The sequence below is a fragment of the Tenacibaculum litopenaei genome (genome assembly GCF_964514025.1).
In the GTDB taxonomy this organism is placed as follows: Bacteria; Bacteroidota; Bacteroidia; order Flavobacteriales; family Flavobacteriaceae; genus Polaribacter; species Polaribacter litopenaei.
Genome location: NZ_CAZEQT010000006.1, coordinates 419,728 through 435,921, shown reverse-complemented (window position 1 = coordinate 435,921; position 16,194 = coordinate 419,728). Strand labels below are relative to the sequence as shown.

The following is a 16,194-nucleotide window of genomic DNA, read 5'->3' as shown; positions in this document are numbered from 1 at the left end:
GTGTGTGCCTACACGGTCGTACTTCAAATATACATCAGCCTATATGCTGAGTCGATTCTCAACTAGTATTCGTGGATTTTTGAAATTCAAAACTTTAAAAATTCACTTACATGAAGCAATTCATTTTAATTTGTGTGCTGCTGATTCCTTGGAGTCATTGGGCACAACGTTCAACAGTTAGTGGTGTCGTAAAAGATGGCAGCTCTGGAGAACTCATAGTTGGAGCTGATGTTTATATAGAAGGCACAGCAATCGGAACGATGACCAACGAATACGGTTTTTTTTCCTTAGAAATTCGAAAGCCCAACACTATGGTAGTAATCAGTGCTATGGGATTTGCGAACTATGTATTGGATATTTCCAAAGGGAAAACACAGCAGTTGCGCATAGAATTGCAGCCGGAAGCTACTGAATTAGATGAAGTAGTTATTCAGAGTACTCAAGGACAGAAAGCTAATGTGCGTTCTCCAATGATGGGGGTTTCACAGTTAAAGGTGAAAGACCTGCAAAAGAGTCCCGTCGTTTTCGGTGAACCCGATATTATTAAATCGGTACAAAGCTTACCTGGAGTTACTAAAAATGGAGAAGGAGCAGCGGGTTTTCACATTCGAGGTGGTGGAGCTGATCAAAACCTAGTGCTCTTAGACGAGGCTGTGGTCTACAATACTTCCCATTTATTGGGCTTTTTTTCTGTGTTCAATTCCAATGCGATCAAAGACGTACGACTGTACAAAGGAAGCATGCCAGCAAAATACGGAGGTAGAATTGCCTCAGTGCTCGATGTGCGTCAGAAAGATGGTAATAAAAAACGATTCACGCTATCGGGAGGTATAGGAGCAATTTCGAGTAAGTTAAGCGTAGAAACGCCGCTCTTAGGGCAGCGAGGAGCACTGTTGTTAGCTGGGCGTGCATCTTATGCGCACTTGTTTATTAGCGGAACCAATAGCGCCTCGTTTTACGACGTAAATTTAAAAACGCATCTCGCGCTTAATAAAAGAAATACCATATACCTGTCATCCTATCTTGGACGTGACTATTTAGCAACCAATAACTTCCAATCTGATTATGGGAACATCACCGCCAATTTGCGATGGAATCACGTGTTTTCTGATAAGTTATTCAGTAATACATCTTTGGTTTACAGTAAATACGATTATCGTATTTTGCTGGGATTTATGGATTTGGATTGGAAAGCTTCTATTGCCAATGTTCATTTTAAATACGATTTGGATTACTATGCTACGGAAAAATGGAAATTGCAAATTGGCGCCGCTACTATTGGCTATGATTTTAACCCAGGAGCTATCAAGCCTTCAAAAAAAGGTTCTTCCATAAATCCGTTGCAGCTGGCTCAGAAAAGAGCTTTAGAATCGGCGCTTTATCTAGGAGCCGAACACAAACTGTCGTCAAAACTTCAACTGATGTACGGACTGAGAACATCGTTTTTTAAACGGCTTTTTACTGAGGAATTGAGAGCCTACAAGGACGGAAAACCCTTACAGTACAATCCAATAACCAACCGCTATGAAGAAGGGGTGGTAACGGGAACCCTGCGCGGAAATAAGAGCTATGTTACTTTGGAACCTAGGGTTGGGCTTTCCTATGCGTTTAACGCAAAAAACTCAATTAAAGGGAGTTATACGAGAACGGCGCAGTACATTCATTTACTTTCGAATACTACAACTGTGAATCCTGTCGATGTCTGGGCGCCAAGTGGTACCTATTTAAAGCCGCAAAGAGGACATCAGTACAGTATGGGCTATTTTAAAAACTGGGCTAATGGTCGCTATAGTTTAGAAGTTGAAGGGTATTATAAACACGTTGATAATCGAATTGATTATATCGATGGTTCAGATTTGATAGGAAACAATCATATCGAAACAGAGATACTCCAAGGAGACATGAGATCCTATGGAGCCGAGTTCTTACTGCGCAAAAACCGAGGGAAATTGCGAGGCTATGTCGGGTATACTTGGTCAAGAGCAGCACAACGTACTTCGGGGGGCGTTTTTGGAGGAACTGGTATTAATAATGGTAATTGGTACCCTGCAAATTTTGATAGAACTCATGATATTTCCCTGTCATGCAGTTATCAATGGAATAAAAAATGGAGTCTAGGAGGTAATTTTGTGTTACAAACTGGGCGCCCTGTAACCTATCCGAATGGTAGTTATAATTATCAAGGGATTGCTATTGCCACCTATGCTGAGCGCAATTCTAGCCGTTTGCCGAGTTATCATCGCCTAGATATTTCATTAAACTATACGCCTCGTGCGGATACCGACAAAAAATGGAAGGGTACTTGGAGCTTTGGGATCTATAACCTGTATAACAGGCGCAATGCTCAGGATATTACTTTTGGACAACGCAGAAATACAGGGCAGAACGAAGCAATTCGAACCTCGATATTCGGAATCGTACCATCCTTAGCCTACAATTTTAAATTTTAAGACCATGAAAAGAAGATTTTTTTATGCCCTTTTAGGGATGTTTGCAGTAGTATTTTGTGCTTGTACTGATGTGGTACAGGTAGACCTACCCGAAGGACAGCAGCGATTGGTAGTCGATGCAGCCTTGCATTGGAAGCAAGGTTCCACTGGGGTTGAGCAGGAAATACGACTTAGTCTGACTCAAAAATACTATCGTAATAAGGAGTTACTACCTGTATCCGATGCACGTGTAAAGGTGATTAATTCAAGTAGTTTAGAGGAGTTTGAATTTGTTCATACTACAGAGGGTAGGTATCGTTGTACGAATTTTAAACCAGTGTTGCAGCAGCGATATCGTTTGCTTGTAGCACATCAAGGTGATACGTATGAGGCGGAAGAAGTAATGACAGCTACAGCAGCCATAACGGAAGTGAAGCAATCTGTGGTAGAAGGGGGAGATCCAGAAGTACCGGAAATTTCGTTTTGGTACCGAGACGATGTCAGTGCAGAAAATTATTATTTGATTCGATTTAAAAGCAATCGAGATGTATTACCGTATTACGAAACCCAAAAAGACGAATTTTCCAATGGAAATTTGATGAAAGAAGTTTGGGAAAAAGAAGACGACGAAGATACGGCAGTGAATGAGGAGTTTCAGAAGGGAGATAGTATAGGGATACAGTTAATTGGGATTTCTAAGAGTCACTATCAATTTATGAACCTTTTGTTGAGTCAATACGACAATGGGCAGGGAGGCAGTCCTTTTAAAGCCGTTCCAGTACTTGTCAAGGGAAATGTTATAAATACAACAGACCCGTCAAAGTATCCGTTGGGCTATTTTAGTGTATCGAGTGTTGCTCAAGAAGAATACCTATTTAGGTAAAGCAAAAAGATCGATGGTGATGGCCATCGATCTTTTTGTTTATGGATATAAGAGATATTTTTTTCTCGTTTTTTTAAAGGTGTTTAATCCGGGCTGCCAACTTTTTTTGATAGCCGCTTCTGTGAGCCCTTGTTCTAGTTGTTTTTGCAAGAGCGGAGTACCTGCTAGTTTCTTGAAAAATGCATTAAAAAAAGCCACCTTTTCTCGGTTCTTTTGGTGGGCCTTATAAAATGTGATAAGCCATTTCAATTCAATGCTGTTGAGTCTGTTATGCGTGCTTAAATCAAAGCCTATACATTTTTTTCCTTGGTTTTTTGGGTATTTGGCTCCTTCGTTGGGTTGAGGAACAAAACTAAAACTCGCCGCGGGAACCCGGTAGTCGGGCGTTCCTACTACTTGAAACTGTTGTGAAGTTCCACGTCCCACGGATACTTTTGGGGTCCCTTCAAAAAAGCAGAGACTTGGGTATAAATTGATGGCCGTTGCATTGGGTAAATTCGGTGAGGGTTTGATAGGTAGAATATATGGAGTACTGTGGGTGTAGTTTTTCAATTTAATGACTTTCAGCTCGCAACGCACTCCTTTTGCCAACCAGTGTTCACCGTTAATCATACGACCGTATTCCCCTATGGTCATTCCATAGACCGTAGGAACTGGATGCATCCCTACAAAGCTTTTACAGCTTTTTTCTAATACCGGTCCATCTATATAATGAGCGTTAGGATTGGGACGATCGAGTAAGAGTAGTGGAATATTCGCTTCAGCACAAGCTTCCATTACGTAGTGTAGCGTTGAGATATAAGTGTAAAATCGAGCGCCCACATCTTGAATGTCAAAAACAACCAAATCAAGACCTTTTAGTTGAGATGGATAGGGCTTTTTATTTTTACCGTACAATGAAATGATTGGGAGTCCAGTTTTGGTATCTATCCCGTCTTTAACAGTTTCTCCAGCATCTGCTTTTCCTCTAAATCCGTGTTCCGGGGCAAAAACTTTTTGGACACTAACAGTCGGCTGTGCCACCAAGAAATCGACCAAGTGTTTGGCAGGGGCGTTTTCAGAGTTCACAACGGATGTCTGATTGGCGACAATAGCAATTTTCTTTCCTCCTAAGTAAGAGAGGTAGGCCTCAGTATTATCGGCACCGCATACGATGCTATTGGGCCTGTGTTTTTCTTTCGTTGAAGTGGTATTACTTTGCTGTGCACATGAAACTAGTTGTACTGAGATGCAAAAAAACCACAATAAATATGTACTTTTGGTGTACTTAAAAATCATAACCTTTGAATTTCGAGTTATTTATTGCCAAGCGGATAATCGCTGGAAAAAAGTATAAAAATAGTATATCATCCCCAATTATAAAAATTGCGACTATAGCCATTACGCTTGGAATTTCTGTAATGTTGGTATCTGTGGCCATCGGAGCGGGTTTTCAGAAGAAAATACGTGATAAAATGGCCGGATTTAAAGGACATATTCAAATTGTAAATTACGACAATAACAATTCCGACATATCTACGGTTCCCATTAGTATGAATCAGGATTTCTACCCGAAATTTAAGGGTATTGATGGGATAAAAAACGTTCAGGTATTTGCGAATAAATTTGGGGTGATCAGAACTCCGGAGAGTTTTGAAGGCGTGGTCTTAAAAGGGGTGAGTACCGATTACGATTTTACGTTTTTTAAAGAATACCTAGTAGATGGCCGTTTGCCAAACTTTGCACAAGAACGAAACAAAGAAATTATCATTTCCAGTACAATTGCTAATAATCTCAATATACAATTAAACGACACGATTGAGATGATTTTTAATGCGACAAAAAGTAAAACACCTTTTAAGAGACGAAAGCCAGTGGTAGTCGGAATTTACGATACAGGATTTCAGCAGTTTGATAAAAACATGGTGTTGGGAGATATTCGAGAGGTGAGAAGGTTAAACAAGTGGTCAGATGAAATGGTAGGTGGTTTTGAGGTTGTAATAGACGATTTTAACCAATTGACAACGATCGGTAACGAGGTGTATCGCAATGTAGGGGTAACCCTTAATAGCACTACCTTGGTTGATAATTACGCTCTAATATTGAATTGGTTAGACATCCTTGACAACAATGTATGGGTGATTATAGGAATTATGATTTTCGTAGCCGGAATTAATATGATAACGGCCTTGTTGGTACTCATTTTAGAACAAGTACAACTCGTAGGAATATTGAAGGCTTTGGGGAGTCCAAATTGGAGTATTCGAAAGGTGTTTTTGTACAATGCGAGCTATTTGATTTTAAAAGGTTTACTCTACGGAAATATCATCGCTTTTGTCATTGTTGGTATACAAAAGTACACGGGTGTAATTACGTTAAACCCTCAAAATTACTACGTGACAACGGTTCCGTTGAATCTCGATGTTTCAGCAATAGTACTGTTGAATTTAGGAACCTTGCTGCTGTGTATGTTGATGTTAGTAATTCCTTCGTACATCATCACGAAAATCCATCCTTCGAAGTCGATTAAGTTTGCTTAAGTTGAAATAAGTTTTGTTTCTTTGTAATATAAAATAACGATAATGAAATACGCAAAAAATATATTGGAAACCATCGGAAATACACCTTTGGTTCAGTTGAATTCAGTAACTAGTGAAGTGGAAGCTCATGTATTGGCTAAGGTGGAAACCTTTAACCCAGGAAACTCTGTAAAAGATCGTATGGCGTTAAAAATGATAGAGGATGCCGAAGCTGATGGTCGCTTACAACCCGGAGGAACCATCATTGAAGGAACTTCAGGAAATACTGGTATGGGATTAGCATTGGCGGCAATAGTGAAGGGATACAAGTGTATTTTTGTAATTTCAGATAAGCAATCCAAAGAAAAAATGGACATCCTTCGTGCAGTAGGTGCAGAGGTAGTAGTATGTCCTACTAATGTTGAACCCGAAGATCCAAGATCGTATTATTCAGTATCAAAGCGTTTAGGTGAAGAGACTCCAAATTCTTGGTATGTTAATCAATACGACAATCCTTCGAATGCGACAGCACATTACGAGCAAACTGGACCGGAAATTTGGGAACAAACTGAAGGTAAGATCACACATTTTGTTGTGGGTGTAGGAACAGGAGGAACGATTTCAGGGACTGCAAAGTATTTAAAAGAGAAAAATCCAAATATTAAAATTTGGGGAGTAGATACCTATGGTTCAGTATTTAAGAAATACCACGAAACAGGGGTTTTCGATGAGAACGAAATTTATCCGTACATCACGGAAGGTATCGGTGAAGATATTTTACCTAAAAATGTAGATTTTAGTCTTATTGACGGATTTACGAAGGTAACCGATAAGGATGCTGCAGTATACACGAGAATGATCGCAAAAGAAGAAGGAATTTTTGTTGGAAATTCAGCAGGAGCAGCGATCAAGGGATTGTTACAGTTAAAGGATGAATTTAAAAAGGACGATGTAGTTGTTGTGTTGTTCCACGATCACGGAAGTAGGTATGTAGGAAAGATGTTTAATGACGATTGGATGCGCGATAGAGGGTTCTTAGATGCAGAGGTAACTACCGCTGAAGATTTGATTAAATCACATATCGACAAGCCGCTAGTAACAGTGCAAACCGAAGAGTTAGTGTCACATGCCATTGAGCGCATGCGCGATTTTAAAATCTCTCAAATCCCAGTAAGAGACGCTAATGGATTTGTAGGTTCAGTAGACGAGGCTGCATTGCTACGTGGGTTTATTGCCGATAAGAATGTTGCCGATACACCGATTAAAGAGGTTATGGGAGCTGCTTATCCAGTAGTTAAATCATCAGATAGTATTGAAACCGTATCAAAACTAATTAATAAGGACAGTCAGGCTGTATTGGTGGCCTTAGAAAACGGAAAACACCATATCATTACCAAGTACGACATCATTAACGCGATATAAGTATGTTGATTACAAAGTACTTTTGCGGTAGTCCCTCGAGTTTAGGCGATGTGTTTTTAATGTTTATGATTTTTCTAAGCTTACCTGTATTGATATGCGTAATGGTTTTACACCAAGTAGTAAAATTATCAAATTATTATAGAAAACACATTTCGGAAGGAGGTCGTAAGTTAAAGGTGCTGTATTACGCTAGTCTGTTTCTGGTATCCGTTTTTGTGGTATCCACGGCATTCGTGCTTTTTTGATAAAAGACAATTTGCGGTCACTAATTATACCGTAACATATAACGTATAGCAAAGCCCACTCGTTTGAGTGGGCTTTGTTAATCAACTAATTCAAATAATTTACACAATGAAAACTAAACTTACTGTTTGTTTACAGTAGTATTGTTTTCAATTTCTGTGCCAAAATTAGTGGTGTTTAATTATAAAATCCATTTTTAATGTGGTTTTTGTAAAATATTAACATTATTGTGTTAACGAATTGCTAATAATTTAATAATTGTGGCGTTTGTAATTGGGTGTATGCTTAAAAGTTAAGCGCCATCAAAGCAGTAGTTGGATGGAAGTAAACTGTTAGCGTTCATCTTAGTATGTTCTATGGATATAGCATAAGACTGTTGAGCGGCTTAGAACGTAAGATTCGAGAATGCAAAATATAGTAGTAAAAGCAAAGCCCACTCGTTTGAGTGGGCTTTGTTAATCAACTAATTCAAATAATTTACACAATGAAAACTAAACTTGCTGTTTGTTTACAGTACTATTGTTTTCAATTTCTGTGCCAAAATTAATATTATTTAAATTTAAAATTCATTATTATTGTGTTTTTTATAAAATATTAACATTATTGTGTTAATGAATTGCCAATAATTCAAATTTTCTAGGCAATTGTAGATGGTCATTGGCATAAAAGCCAAGCGCAATCAAAGCAGTAGTCCGATGGAGGTAAATAAGTAGCGCTACACTTGCCAAGTTCTATGGATACCGCATAAGACTGTTGAGGGGCTGAGAACTGTAGATACTGGAATGTAGAATATAGTAGTAAAAGCAAAGCCCACTCGTTTGAGTGGGCTTTGTTAATCAACTAATTCAAATATTTTACACTATGAAAACTAAACTTACTGTTTGTTTACAATTCTATAGTTTTCAATTTCTATGCCAAATTGAGCGATATTGAAGTGTAATTGCTTTGAATTTTATGTTTTTTGTAATTTATTAACGTTATTCTGTTAAAAGGTTAATAAATTCCTAAAATTAGCTAGCGTGTTTGTGAGCTTTGTACGATGAACGAACCAAGGCTCCACTTTCTACGTACATAAAGCCCATTTCTAAACCGAGCTGTTCGTATTTCTTAAACTGATCCGGAGTGATAAATTGCTTCACCGGTAGGTGCTTTTTAGTAGGTTGTAAGTATTGTCCGATGGTAATAATATCGAGTCCAACACCTCGTAAATCCTTCATGGTTTGAATCACTTCTTCTTCTGTTTCTCCAAGACCTAACATGATTCCGGATTTGGTACGCATACCGTTGTCCTTTAAGTACTTTAAAACACCGAGACTACGATCGTATTTCGCTTGTATACGCACCTCACGTGTAAGTCGCTTAACGGTTTCCATATTATGAGAAACCACTTCTGGATGTACTTCGATGATGCGGTCAATGAGTTTTTCATTTCCTTGAAAGTCTGGAATCAAGGTTTCAAGAGTAGTGTTGGGGTTGGCACGTCTAATTGCATCGACAGTTTCCGCCCAAATAATAGATCCACCGTCTTTCAAATCATCTCTATCAACAGAGGTAATTACGGCGTGTTTGATATTCATTAACTTAATAGAGCGAGCTACCTTTTCTGGTTCATCCCATTCTACAGTGTCCGGACGTCCTGTTTTTACACCACAGAAGCCACAAGAGCGGGTACAAGTATTTCCGAGAATCATAAATGTCGCGGTTCCTTCACCCCAACATTCCCCCATATTAGGGCAACTACCACTAGTACAAATGGTATTGAGTTTGTATTTATCAACGAGGCCACGTAACTCGGTATATTTTTTACCTACCGGAAGTTTTACGCGTAACCACTTCGGTTTTTTTGTTCTTTCTGGTAATGCTACAGATTCCTTTGTCATTGGTTTCACATTAAATTGAGTTGCAAATTTACAAAGAAAAGCTGGTATTTATTGTATCGGAATTAAGTTTCCCGTTATCCTTATAGATTACAAATAAACCACACGCTAAAACCGAGGAGGAATACTATTCCTGCAATGCTCAATAGTTTGAGTTCTTTGGATGGTCGGTATTTTTCTGGCGTATGTTTACCGCTGATTAATAGAAAATTTAAAATGGCGTAAAAGGGAGCTGTCAAAAAAGATAGTACCGTAGCTATTCGAACTAATAGGCCCATATCAGCCATGAAATAGCGGAGGATAACATAGGTGCCAACAGCGAGGACGACACTCCAAAACCAATAGGATATTTTTACTTTTCGGTGGAGCAATTCGCTAGCCTTTCCCATAGCTCGCGGTGAGGCGTCAAAGGTGGTTAGTGTGGTGCTAAACATGGTTGTAAATGCCGCTATACCGATAAATATATGGGCGTATTCACCGAGGTTTTTCGTGTATAAATTAATGAGTTGTGAGGCAAATACAGAACCCTTAGAGGAAAATGATTGCCCAGATTGAAACATGACCATGGCTCCCAAAATCAAAAAGCAAACTCCTAAAAATAAGGTGCCGATATACCCGACGTTAAAATCGAATATGGCTTGACGTGGTTTAATGTGCTGAAAGGTTGTCTTGTCTTTTTCTACGGTCCACAAAGAATGCCAGATAGATACGTCTAAGGGGGCGGGCATCCAACCTAAAAAGGCGATTAGAAAAGTTAATTCGGCACTTCCTGATGGTATGATCTGAGTAAATGAGTGCCCTTTTTTAGAGGTAACCATCGCCACCAAAACAGCGATAATAGTACTGATGGTTAGCGTGATAATAATATATTTCATCAACTTGTCTAGTAAATTGTACTTCCCCAATAACAGGATACCAAAACTTACTGCCAACAAGAGAGCAGACCATAAAACGAGATCATTAGATAGGCCGAATAGGTGGGCAGCTAATCCTGCTGTAACGATGGTAACCGCCGCCTGTATGGTAAACATCGTCGCAAAATTCAAGATGTAATAGCACCAAAGTACGCCTTTACCTAACTTTTTGTATCCGTCAAGAAGGGTTTCACCGGTAGCGGCAGCATAACGCGGTCCATATTGGAAAAAAGGGTACTTAAACATATGAACGAGTACCAAAGCCCAGAGTAAACCGAATCCGAATTCCGCTCCTGCTCGTGTTGATTGTACCAAGTGTGATACACCCACAGCAGCTCCGGCAAACAGTAACCCAGGTCCTAAAGATGTAAATGCTTTTTTCATTTAGTGTAAGGGGGTTGTAAAAACGGACTAAATGTAGCTAAAAAATATGAAATCCCTAAGTTTTGTATGTCAATATTAGAGATTTACGACTTTTTTATGATAGCTGCTAAGAGTTTTTTAGCTCTGAGTAGTTTAACTTTTATGTTATTGATTGGCTCGTCCATACGAATGGCAATCTCTTTATAACTCAGTTCTTCAAAATACCTGAGGTGTATTACCTTTTGGTAGTGGGGTTTTAGCTGTTTGATATCACGCAGTAGCTTCGCTAAGTTCTGTTCACGAATAATAGTATCTTCAGGACTCGGAGAGTCATCGATAATACCATAGGCTTCTTCCCGCTCTATTGAATTGTTGATTTGAATGGACGATTGTTTTTTGCGTAAAAAGTCGATAAAGACATTTTTAGAAATCGTTAGGAGCCAAGTGGTAAAGGCGTATTGATCATCGTAACTTTCAATTTTATCAAAAGCTTTTGAGAACGTTTGAATAGCAATGTCTTCAGCATCGTTGTCATTGGCCGTTTTTTCCAGTTGGAAATAATAGACGAGTGGCCAGAATTGATCTAACAGAAAATTAAAGGACATTTGATTTCCTGCTTTTGCTCCAGCGATGTGTTCAGAAATTTTTACGTTATCTAAATCCAAGTTTTCGGCCTTATAAATTTACTAGCTAAGAATAATAGCATCAGGTGTATAGCGTAATACAAGTCTAATATAGGTAAAATATACAGTAACTTTTGCTCTTTTAACTTTATTAACGATTTACTACAGCTCAAGTAATACAATAGGTAGTAGCTGAGCAGTATACCACCATACATTTGCCAATTTACAAACAAACCTATCGGTAGGGTTAGATACAAAGCCAATTTGGATAGGTTGAATACGCTCAACAAAAATTTGTTTTTGAAATTGTAGTATTGAAATAATTGTGCTTCTCGTAGTTGTCGGTCCCAAAAAGTAGCCCAGGTAACTTTCTGTTTAGCACAAACAAAGTTATCGTGGTTAAGTGCTACGGCTGTGTTTTTTTTGTTACCTGCATCCTTCAGAAAAAGCGTAGTGATACCTACGGGGATGTCTAGGTGACTGATATATCCTTTAACTCTAAAAAACTCATCTTTACTAAAGGCAAAGTTTGCCTTAGAGGCGCGAAAAGGATTTCCTAAGTTCGCAAAAGAAAACGATTGTAATTGATGTATTGCATCGATGTATCGTAAAAAAGGATTTTTGGCAGTGTACTGAATAGGCGCCATCACAATAGATTTATCGCCGACAAATTGATCTACGGTACTCTGAATCCATTGGTTCGTCATAGGGAGACTGTCGAGTTCGGTATAGAGTATACAATCGTGACTACTAGCTTTAACAGCCAAGGTGAGTGCGTACTTCTTATTTGCCCAAAAACGTTCCTTATTCTCAACATTCACGAGTTTAATGTTGGGGTAGCGCTCCATCAATCCTTCTATTACTTCCAAACTATGATCAGAAGAAGCGTGGTTGACGAGTACCAATTCAAAATTAGGGTAGTTCTGCTCTAAGAATATCGGAATGTGCTCTTCCAGTAAAAACGCTTTGTTTTTTACATAGATAACAACAGATACAGGTAGCTTGCGACTACCAGCTTGTACCTTGTTTTTGCTAAATCCAATAGAAGAAAAGGCAAATAAATAAATAACTTGTATGAATACCAGTACGAGAACACTGTACAAGAGTACAGTAAGTAACATGCTCAGCATTGTGTATTATCCGTGCTGAGGGTCGTTACACGTATCGAATTGATCAGGGGTTTTACCACAAAAACCACAAGCCTCTCCACTTTGATTTAACATAGGGTTCTGACTTGCGCAAGTTCCGGCAAATTCACCGTCTTTCTTTGCCCAAATTTTAATAGCTATTCCCGCGAAAGCAACTGCTAACATTCCTATGGTTACAAGTACAAGTTTCATTTTGTAAAAAGTTTAAAGTACAAAGATACTAAAGAAATTAGAACTTATAGAATTAGGAGCTAAATACTTTAGGATGATGTTTTAATCTTTTGTAAATTAAGTAACTAAAAGTTTTTTTTAAATTTTTTTAAAACTTTTTGAAACACTGGAGGTCTAATTTTAAAATCAATCTTTATGAAGTTCCGCTTATTTTTAGTAGTCATTGTTTTATTGAATAGTTTTGGATGTAGTTCTGATGTTGCTACGACGCCACCAGATGATGGCGATACACCGAGTGGTAACACCGCTACCAATATATTGTTAATTATAGCGGATGACATGGGATTAGACGCCACTCCTGGGTATGCTATTGGAAGTACCAAACCGACGATTCCACATATCCAAGAGATGATGAACTCAGGAGTGCGTTTTACCAATCTCTGGGCTTATCCAACCTGTACGCCTACTAGGTCGAGTATCTTAACCGGGAAATACGGGTTTAGAACTGGTGTGAAAAAGGTCGATGATGCTTTGCCCACCACAGAAACATCTTTGCAAAAATATATCAATCAAGGGGGAGCGAACTACAGTAGTGCAGTTATCGGTAAATGGCACTTGTCAACAGACCCTACCCATCCTACGCAAATGGGAGTGGAGTACTACGCCGGCTTGCTTACAGGAGGGGTCTCGTCGTATACCGATTGGCGATTTACTCAAAACGGAAGCACGAATAGCGAACAAACCTATACGACAACTAAATTCACTGACTTGGCTATCAATTGGGTACAGCAACAACAGAAACCTTGGTTTTTATGGTTGGCCTACAATGCCCCACATACTCCTTTTCACTTGCCGGAGGCACATATGCATTCACAGGGAAGTTTGCCAACAGATACAGCGAGTATTGATGCCAATCCGCTTCCTTATTACATGGCAATGATAGAGGCCATGGACTATGAAATAGGTCGCCTGTTAGACAGTATGAGTGCTGAAGAGCGCGCCAATACAGTCATCATTTTTATCGGTGATAACGGAACGCCAAATCAAGTGGCTCAAGACTATCGAGCTCGTCGAGTTAAAGGTACAGTATACCAAGGAGGTGTGAATGTGCCGATGGTGATTTCTGGAAAAAATGTAACCCGAGTAAATGAAGTGGAAACCGCCTTGTTAAATACCACAGACTTATTTGCTACTATTGCGAGTTTGACAGGAGTGAATACTACGGTGGTAAACGATAGTCATAATTTTTCAAGCTTGTTGAGCTCTGCTAATTCAGAGAACCCAAGGACGTTCAGTTATACAGAAATTGGTAAAACCACAGGGTCGGAAGACGATAATACCATCAGAAATGAAACCCATAAGTACATCCTGTTTGCTGATGGGACAGAAGCCTTGTACAAGTTGAGCACCGATCCTTTTGAAAATACAAATCTACTCGATTCGAGTTTGAGTACTGATGACCAGCAGCAGTTAAACTGGTTAAAATCGACATTAAATAACTTAAAACAATAGCCGTATGAACACGATGAAATTTATTTTTGGAGCCGCTTTATGTAGTATGTTACTGTTTGCTTGTAGTTCAGATGATACTGAACCTAGTGATGGAAATTCAGATCCGGTAAACACTGCCACCTATGATATTAGCGGAATTTTGTCAAAATTTGATAATGTAGCGGGACTTTCGTATCGCATAGATGGAAACGTTGTCGTTTTTACAAGTGATGGTTTACCAGATCATAAAAGTCCGTATTGGGGGCAGGGGCACGCCATGTATGAGGCCTACAACGGTACGAATCCAAATTGGAATTTGAATCCCAATTCGATATCGTCTCAAACCTTAACGCTTCGAATTCCATTAAAACCTTCGGAAGCTACTAACAAGCAAGAAACAAGCCTGGGGGCCATCGGAATCTCCTTGAATGGGGTACCGTTTTACAATCAGTATGCAGGGCCAAACAACCAGCCTTTAACTAATGAGATAAATTCTTTTGATCAGTATTTAGGACATCCACAAAACAGCGGTCAGTACCACTATCACATAGAGCCGACCTATTTAACGGCTAATTTTGGGAAATCTGCATTTTTAGGTTTGTTAGCAGATGGATTCCCGGTATATGGACCGGAAGAAAATGGACAAACCGTGACGAGTGCTGATCTCGACGTATATCACGGACATGTTGGGGCAACTACAGATTTTCCGGATGGTATTTATCATTACCACATTACTGCCGATGCACCGTATTTAAATGGTAATGGATATTATGGGACACCAGGAAACATAACAAATTAGCCTATGCGGACCTTATTGCTAAATGGGATCATCGGAATTGCTGTGCTTTTCAGTTGTGCTCGGGAAGATCAAGAGCAACGAGTGCAGTATAATTCAGAATCATTTACTGAGGTAAAAGGGGAGCTCCGCTATAACGGAGTCCCCTTTACCGGTTGGCTATTATCTGTTGACGCAGTTAATAAAACGAAAAACAGCAGTCATTACAAAGATGGCTTCAAACACGGTAAAGAGAAAAAAAACTACCTCTCGGGAGGACAAGCAGAGGAACGCTGGTACGATGCAGGTATTAAAGTGGGCGTTCACAAGGCGTGGTGGCCTAGTGGTAAGCCTAAATTTGAGTATCATTTTGATACCAGTGGAGCGTATCACGGCAGCGTTACAGAGTGGTATCCGTCGGGACAGTGTTATAAAAAATTTCATTTTATCCACGGTCGGGAAGCAGGGCGTCAACAAATGTGGCAGGGTGATGGTACCTTACGTGCCAATTTTACTACAGTTCATGGAGAACGTTACGGCCTAATCGGATTAAAAAAATGTTATACAGTAAATACAGCGAATGAAACTATTAAGTAAAATCATACCTACAGCAATCACCTGTTTAGTACTCCTAGTGTCGGTGGGTTGTAAGCCCGAAAAGTCGGGAAATAGCGATAGATTACCGTTTTTTAATACTGCGGAACTAACCCCAGAATGGATAGCTCCGGAAAGTCCTGAATACAATACAATTCACAAAATACCTGAGTTTTCGTTGGTAAATCAAGAGGGAGCTACCATTACAAGAGAATTCTTTAAAGATAAGATCTACGTAGCTGACTTCTTTTTTGCAACCTGTCCAGGAATTTGTCCAATGTTGACAAATAATATGAAAAAATTGCAAGAAGAATTTGAAGGAGATCATGATATACTGCTCGTGTCACATACGGTAATGCCAGAAAGAGATTCCGTTCCTGTATTAAAGCGCTATGCTGCTGATAACGGTGTTTTAGGAAATAAATGGCAACTGTTAACAGGAGACAAGGAAGTAGTGTACAATTTAGCTCGTAAGGGGTATTACGCAGATCGTGAGTTTGCAGTTACTAAAGATACTTCGGCTTTTGTACATACCGAAAATTTTGTATTAATCGATAAAAAAGGGCGAATACGAGGTGTGTATAACGGGACACTTGAAATGGATACACGTCGTTTAATTAGGCATATTAAAACCTTGAAAAAAGAAAAATAGTTAGTATCTTGTGACCTAAATGCACATTTTGTGTCAAATTAACAGATCCCTTAAAATTAATTACATGAAATTTTTAACAAGCTTAATTAACCTGATTCAGGAAATTTTAAC

14 protein-coding genes are annotated in these 16,194 nt (G+C 39.1%); 8 read left to right on the top strand and 6 right to left on the bottom strand.

Annotation, left to right across the window (positions count from 1 at the left end):
* Nucleotides 1–110: 110 nt before the first annotated feature.
* Together ACKTS5_RS10580 and ACKTS5_RS10575 are read left to right on the top strand one after the other, a co-directional pair.
* On the top strand, nt 111–2,450 hold the full coding sequence (locus tag ACKTS5_RS10580; RefSeq protein WP_408043837.1) for a TonB-dependent receptor: 2,340 nt from the start codon (nt 111–113) through the stop codon (nt 2,448–2,450).
* A gap of 4 nt (nt 2,451–2,454) precedes the next feature.
* Complete coding sequence (locus ACKTS5_RS10575) at nt 2,455–3,312, top strand: DUF4249 domain-containing protein (RefSeq protein WP_408043836.1); 858 nt, start codon at nt 2,455–2,457, stop codon at nt 3,310–3,312.
* A gap of 39 nt (nt 3,313–3,351) precedes the next feature.
* On the opposite strand, the gene ACKTS5_RS10570 is transcribed toward ACKTS5_RS10575, so the two are convergent.
* Nucleotides 3,352–4,590, bottom strand: a complete 1,239-nt coding sequence (locus ACKTS5_RS10570) for an exo-beta-N-acetylmuramidase NamZ family protein (RefSeq protein WP_408043835.1) — start codon at nt 4,588–4,590, stop codon at nt 3,352–3,354.
* A 5-nt stretch (nt 4,591–4,595) separates the two neighbouring features.
* Here ACKTS5_RS10570 and ACKTS5_RS10565 point away from each other — a divergent pair, with 5 nt between their 5' ends.
* Together ACKTS5_RS10565 and ACKTS5_RS10560 are read left to right on the top strand one after the other, a co-directional pair.
* Nucleotides 4,596–5,831: an ABC transporter permease gene (locus tag ACKTS5_RS10565; protein WP_408043834.1), complete on the top strand. Its 1,236-nt coding sequence runs from the start codon at nt 4,596–4,598 to the stop codon at nt 5,829–5,831.
* A gap of 42 nt (nt 5,832–5,873) precedes the next feature.
* Nucleotides 5,874–7,232 (top strand): pyridoxal-phosphate dependent enzyme, encoded by a 1,359-nt coding sequence (locus ACKTS5_RS10560; RefSeq protein WP_408043833.1) that lies wholly within the window; start codon nt 5,874–5,876, stop codon nt 7,230–7,232.
* A gap of 1,253 nt (nt 7,233–8,485) precedes the next feature.
* Here the strand turns inward: ACKTS5_RS10560 and lipA are convergent.
* The 5 genes from lipA to ACKTS5_RS10535 all read right to left on the bottom strand — a co-directional run bounded on the left by lipA (nt 8,486) and on the right by ACKTS5_RS10535 (nt 12,592).
* On the bottom strand, nt 8,486–9,355 hold the full coding sequence (lipA, locus tag ACKTS5_RS10555; protein ID WP_408043832.1) for a lipoyl synthase: 870 nt from the start codon (nt 9,353–9,355) through the stop codon (nt 8,486–8,488).
* An 80-nt stretch (nt 9,356–9,435) separates the two neighbouring features.
* The gene (locus ACKTS5_RS10550) at nt 9,436–10,650 is read right to left on the bottom strand and encodes an Nramp family divalent metal transporter (RefSeq protein ID WP_408043831.1); all 1,215 of its coding nucleotides are present in this window, start codon (nt 10,648–10,650) and stop codon (nt 9,436–9,438) included.
* An 83-nt stretch (nt 10,651–10,733) separates the two neighbouring features.
* Nucleotides 10,734–11,294, bottom strand: coding sequence for an RNA polymerase sigma factor (locus tag ACKTS5_RS10545; RefSeq protein ID WP_408043830.1), 561 nt, complete (start codon nt 11,292–11,294; stop codon nt 10,734–10,736).
* Nucleotides 11,285–12,373 (bottom strand): glycosyltransferase, encoded by a 1,089-nt coding sequence (locus ACKTS5_RS10540; protein WP_408043829.1) that lies wholly within the window; start codon nt 12,371–12,373, stop codon nt 11,285–11,287. Before ACKTS5_RS10540 ends, ACKTS5_RS10545 begins: the two co-directional genes overlap by 10 nt.
* Nucleotides 12,374–12,388: 15 nt before the next feature.
* The gene (locus tag ACKTS5_RS10535) at nt 12,389–12,592 is read right to left on the bottom strand and encodes a membrane or secreted protein (RefSeq protein WP_408043828.1); all 204 of its coding nucleotides are present in this window, start codon (nt 12,590–12,592) and stop codon (nt 12,389–12,391) included.
* 174 nt (nt 12,593–12,766) lie between these two features.
* On the opposite strand from ACKTS5_RS10535, the gene ACKTS5_RS10530 reads away from it, so the two are divergent.
* From ACKTS5_RS10530 to ACKTS5_RS10515, 4 genes are read left to right on the top strand one after another with little or no spacing between them, the layout of a single operon-like run.
* Nucleotides 12,767–14,083, top strand: a complete 1,317-nt coding sequence (locus tag ACKTS5_RS10530) for a sulfatase-like hydrolase/transferase (RefSeq protein ID WP_408043827.1) — start codon at nt 12,767–12,769, stop codon at nt 14,081–14,083.
* A gap of 4 nt (nt 14,084–14,087) precedes the next feature.
* On the top strand, nt 14,088–14,861 hold the full coding sequence (locus ACKTS5_RS10525) for a YHYH protein (RefSeq protein ID WP_408043826.1): 774 nt from the start codon (nt 14,088–14,090) through the stop codon (nt 14,859–14,861).
* Nucleotides 14,862–14,864: 3 nt separating this feature from the next.
* The gene (locus ACKTS5_RS10520; protein WP_408043825.1) at nt 14,865–15,434 is read left to right on the top strand and encodes a toxin-antitoxin system YwqK family antitoxin; all 570 of its coding nucleotides are present in this window, start codon (nt 14,865–14,867) and stop codon (nt 15,432–15,434) included.
* A complete protein-coding gene (locus ACKTS5_RS10515; protein WP_408043824.1) occupies nt 15,418–16,083 on the top strand; it encodes an SCO family protein in 666 nt (221 codons plus the stop codon). Before ACKTS5_RS10520 ends, ACKTS5_RS10515 begins: the two co-directional genes overlap by 17 nt.
* Nucleotides 16,084–16,194 lie beyond the last annotated feature (111 nt).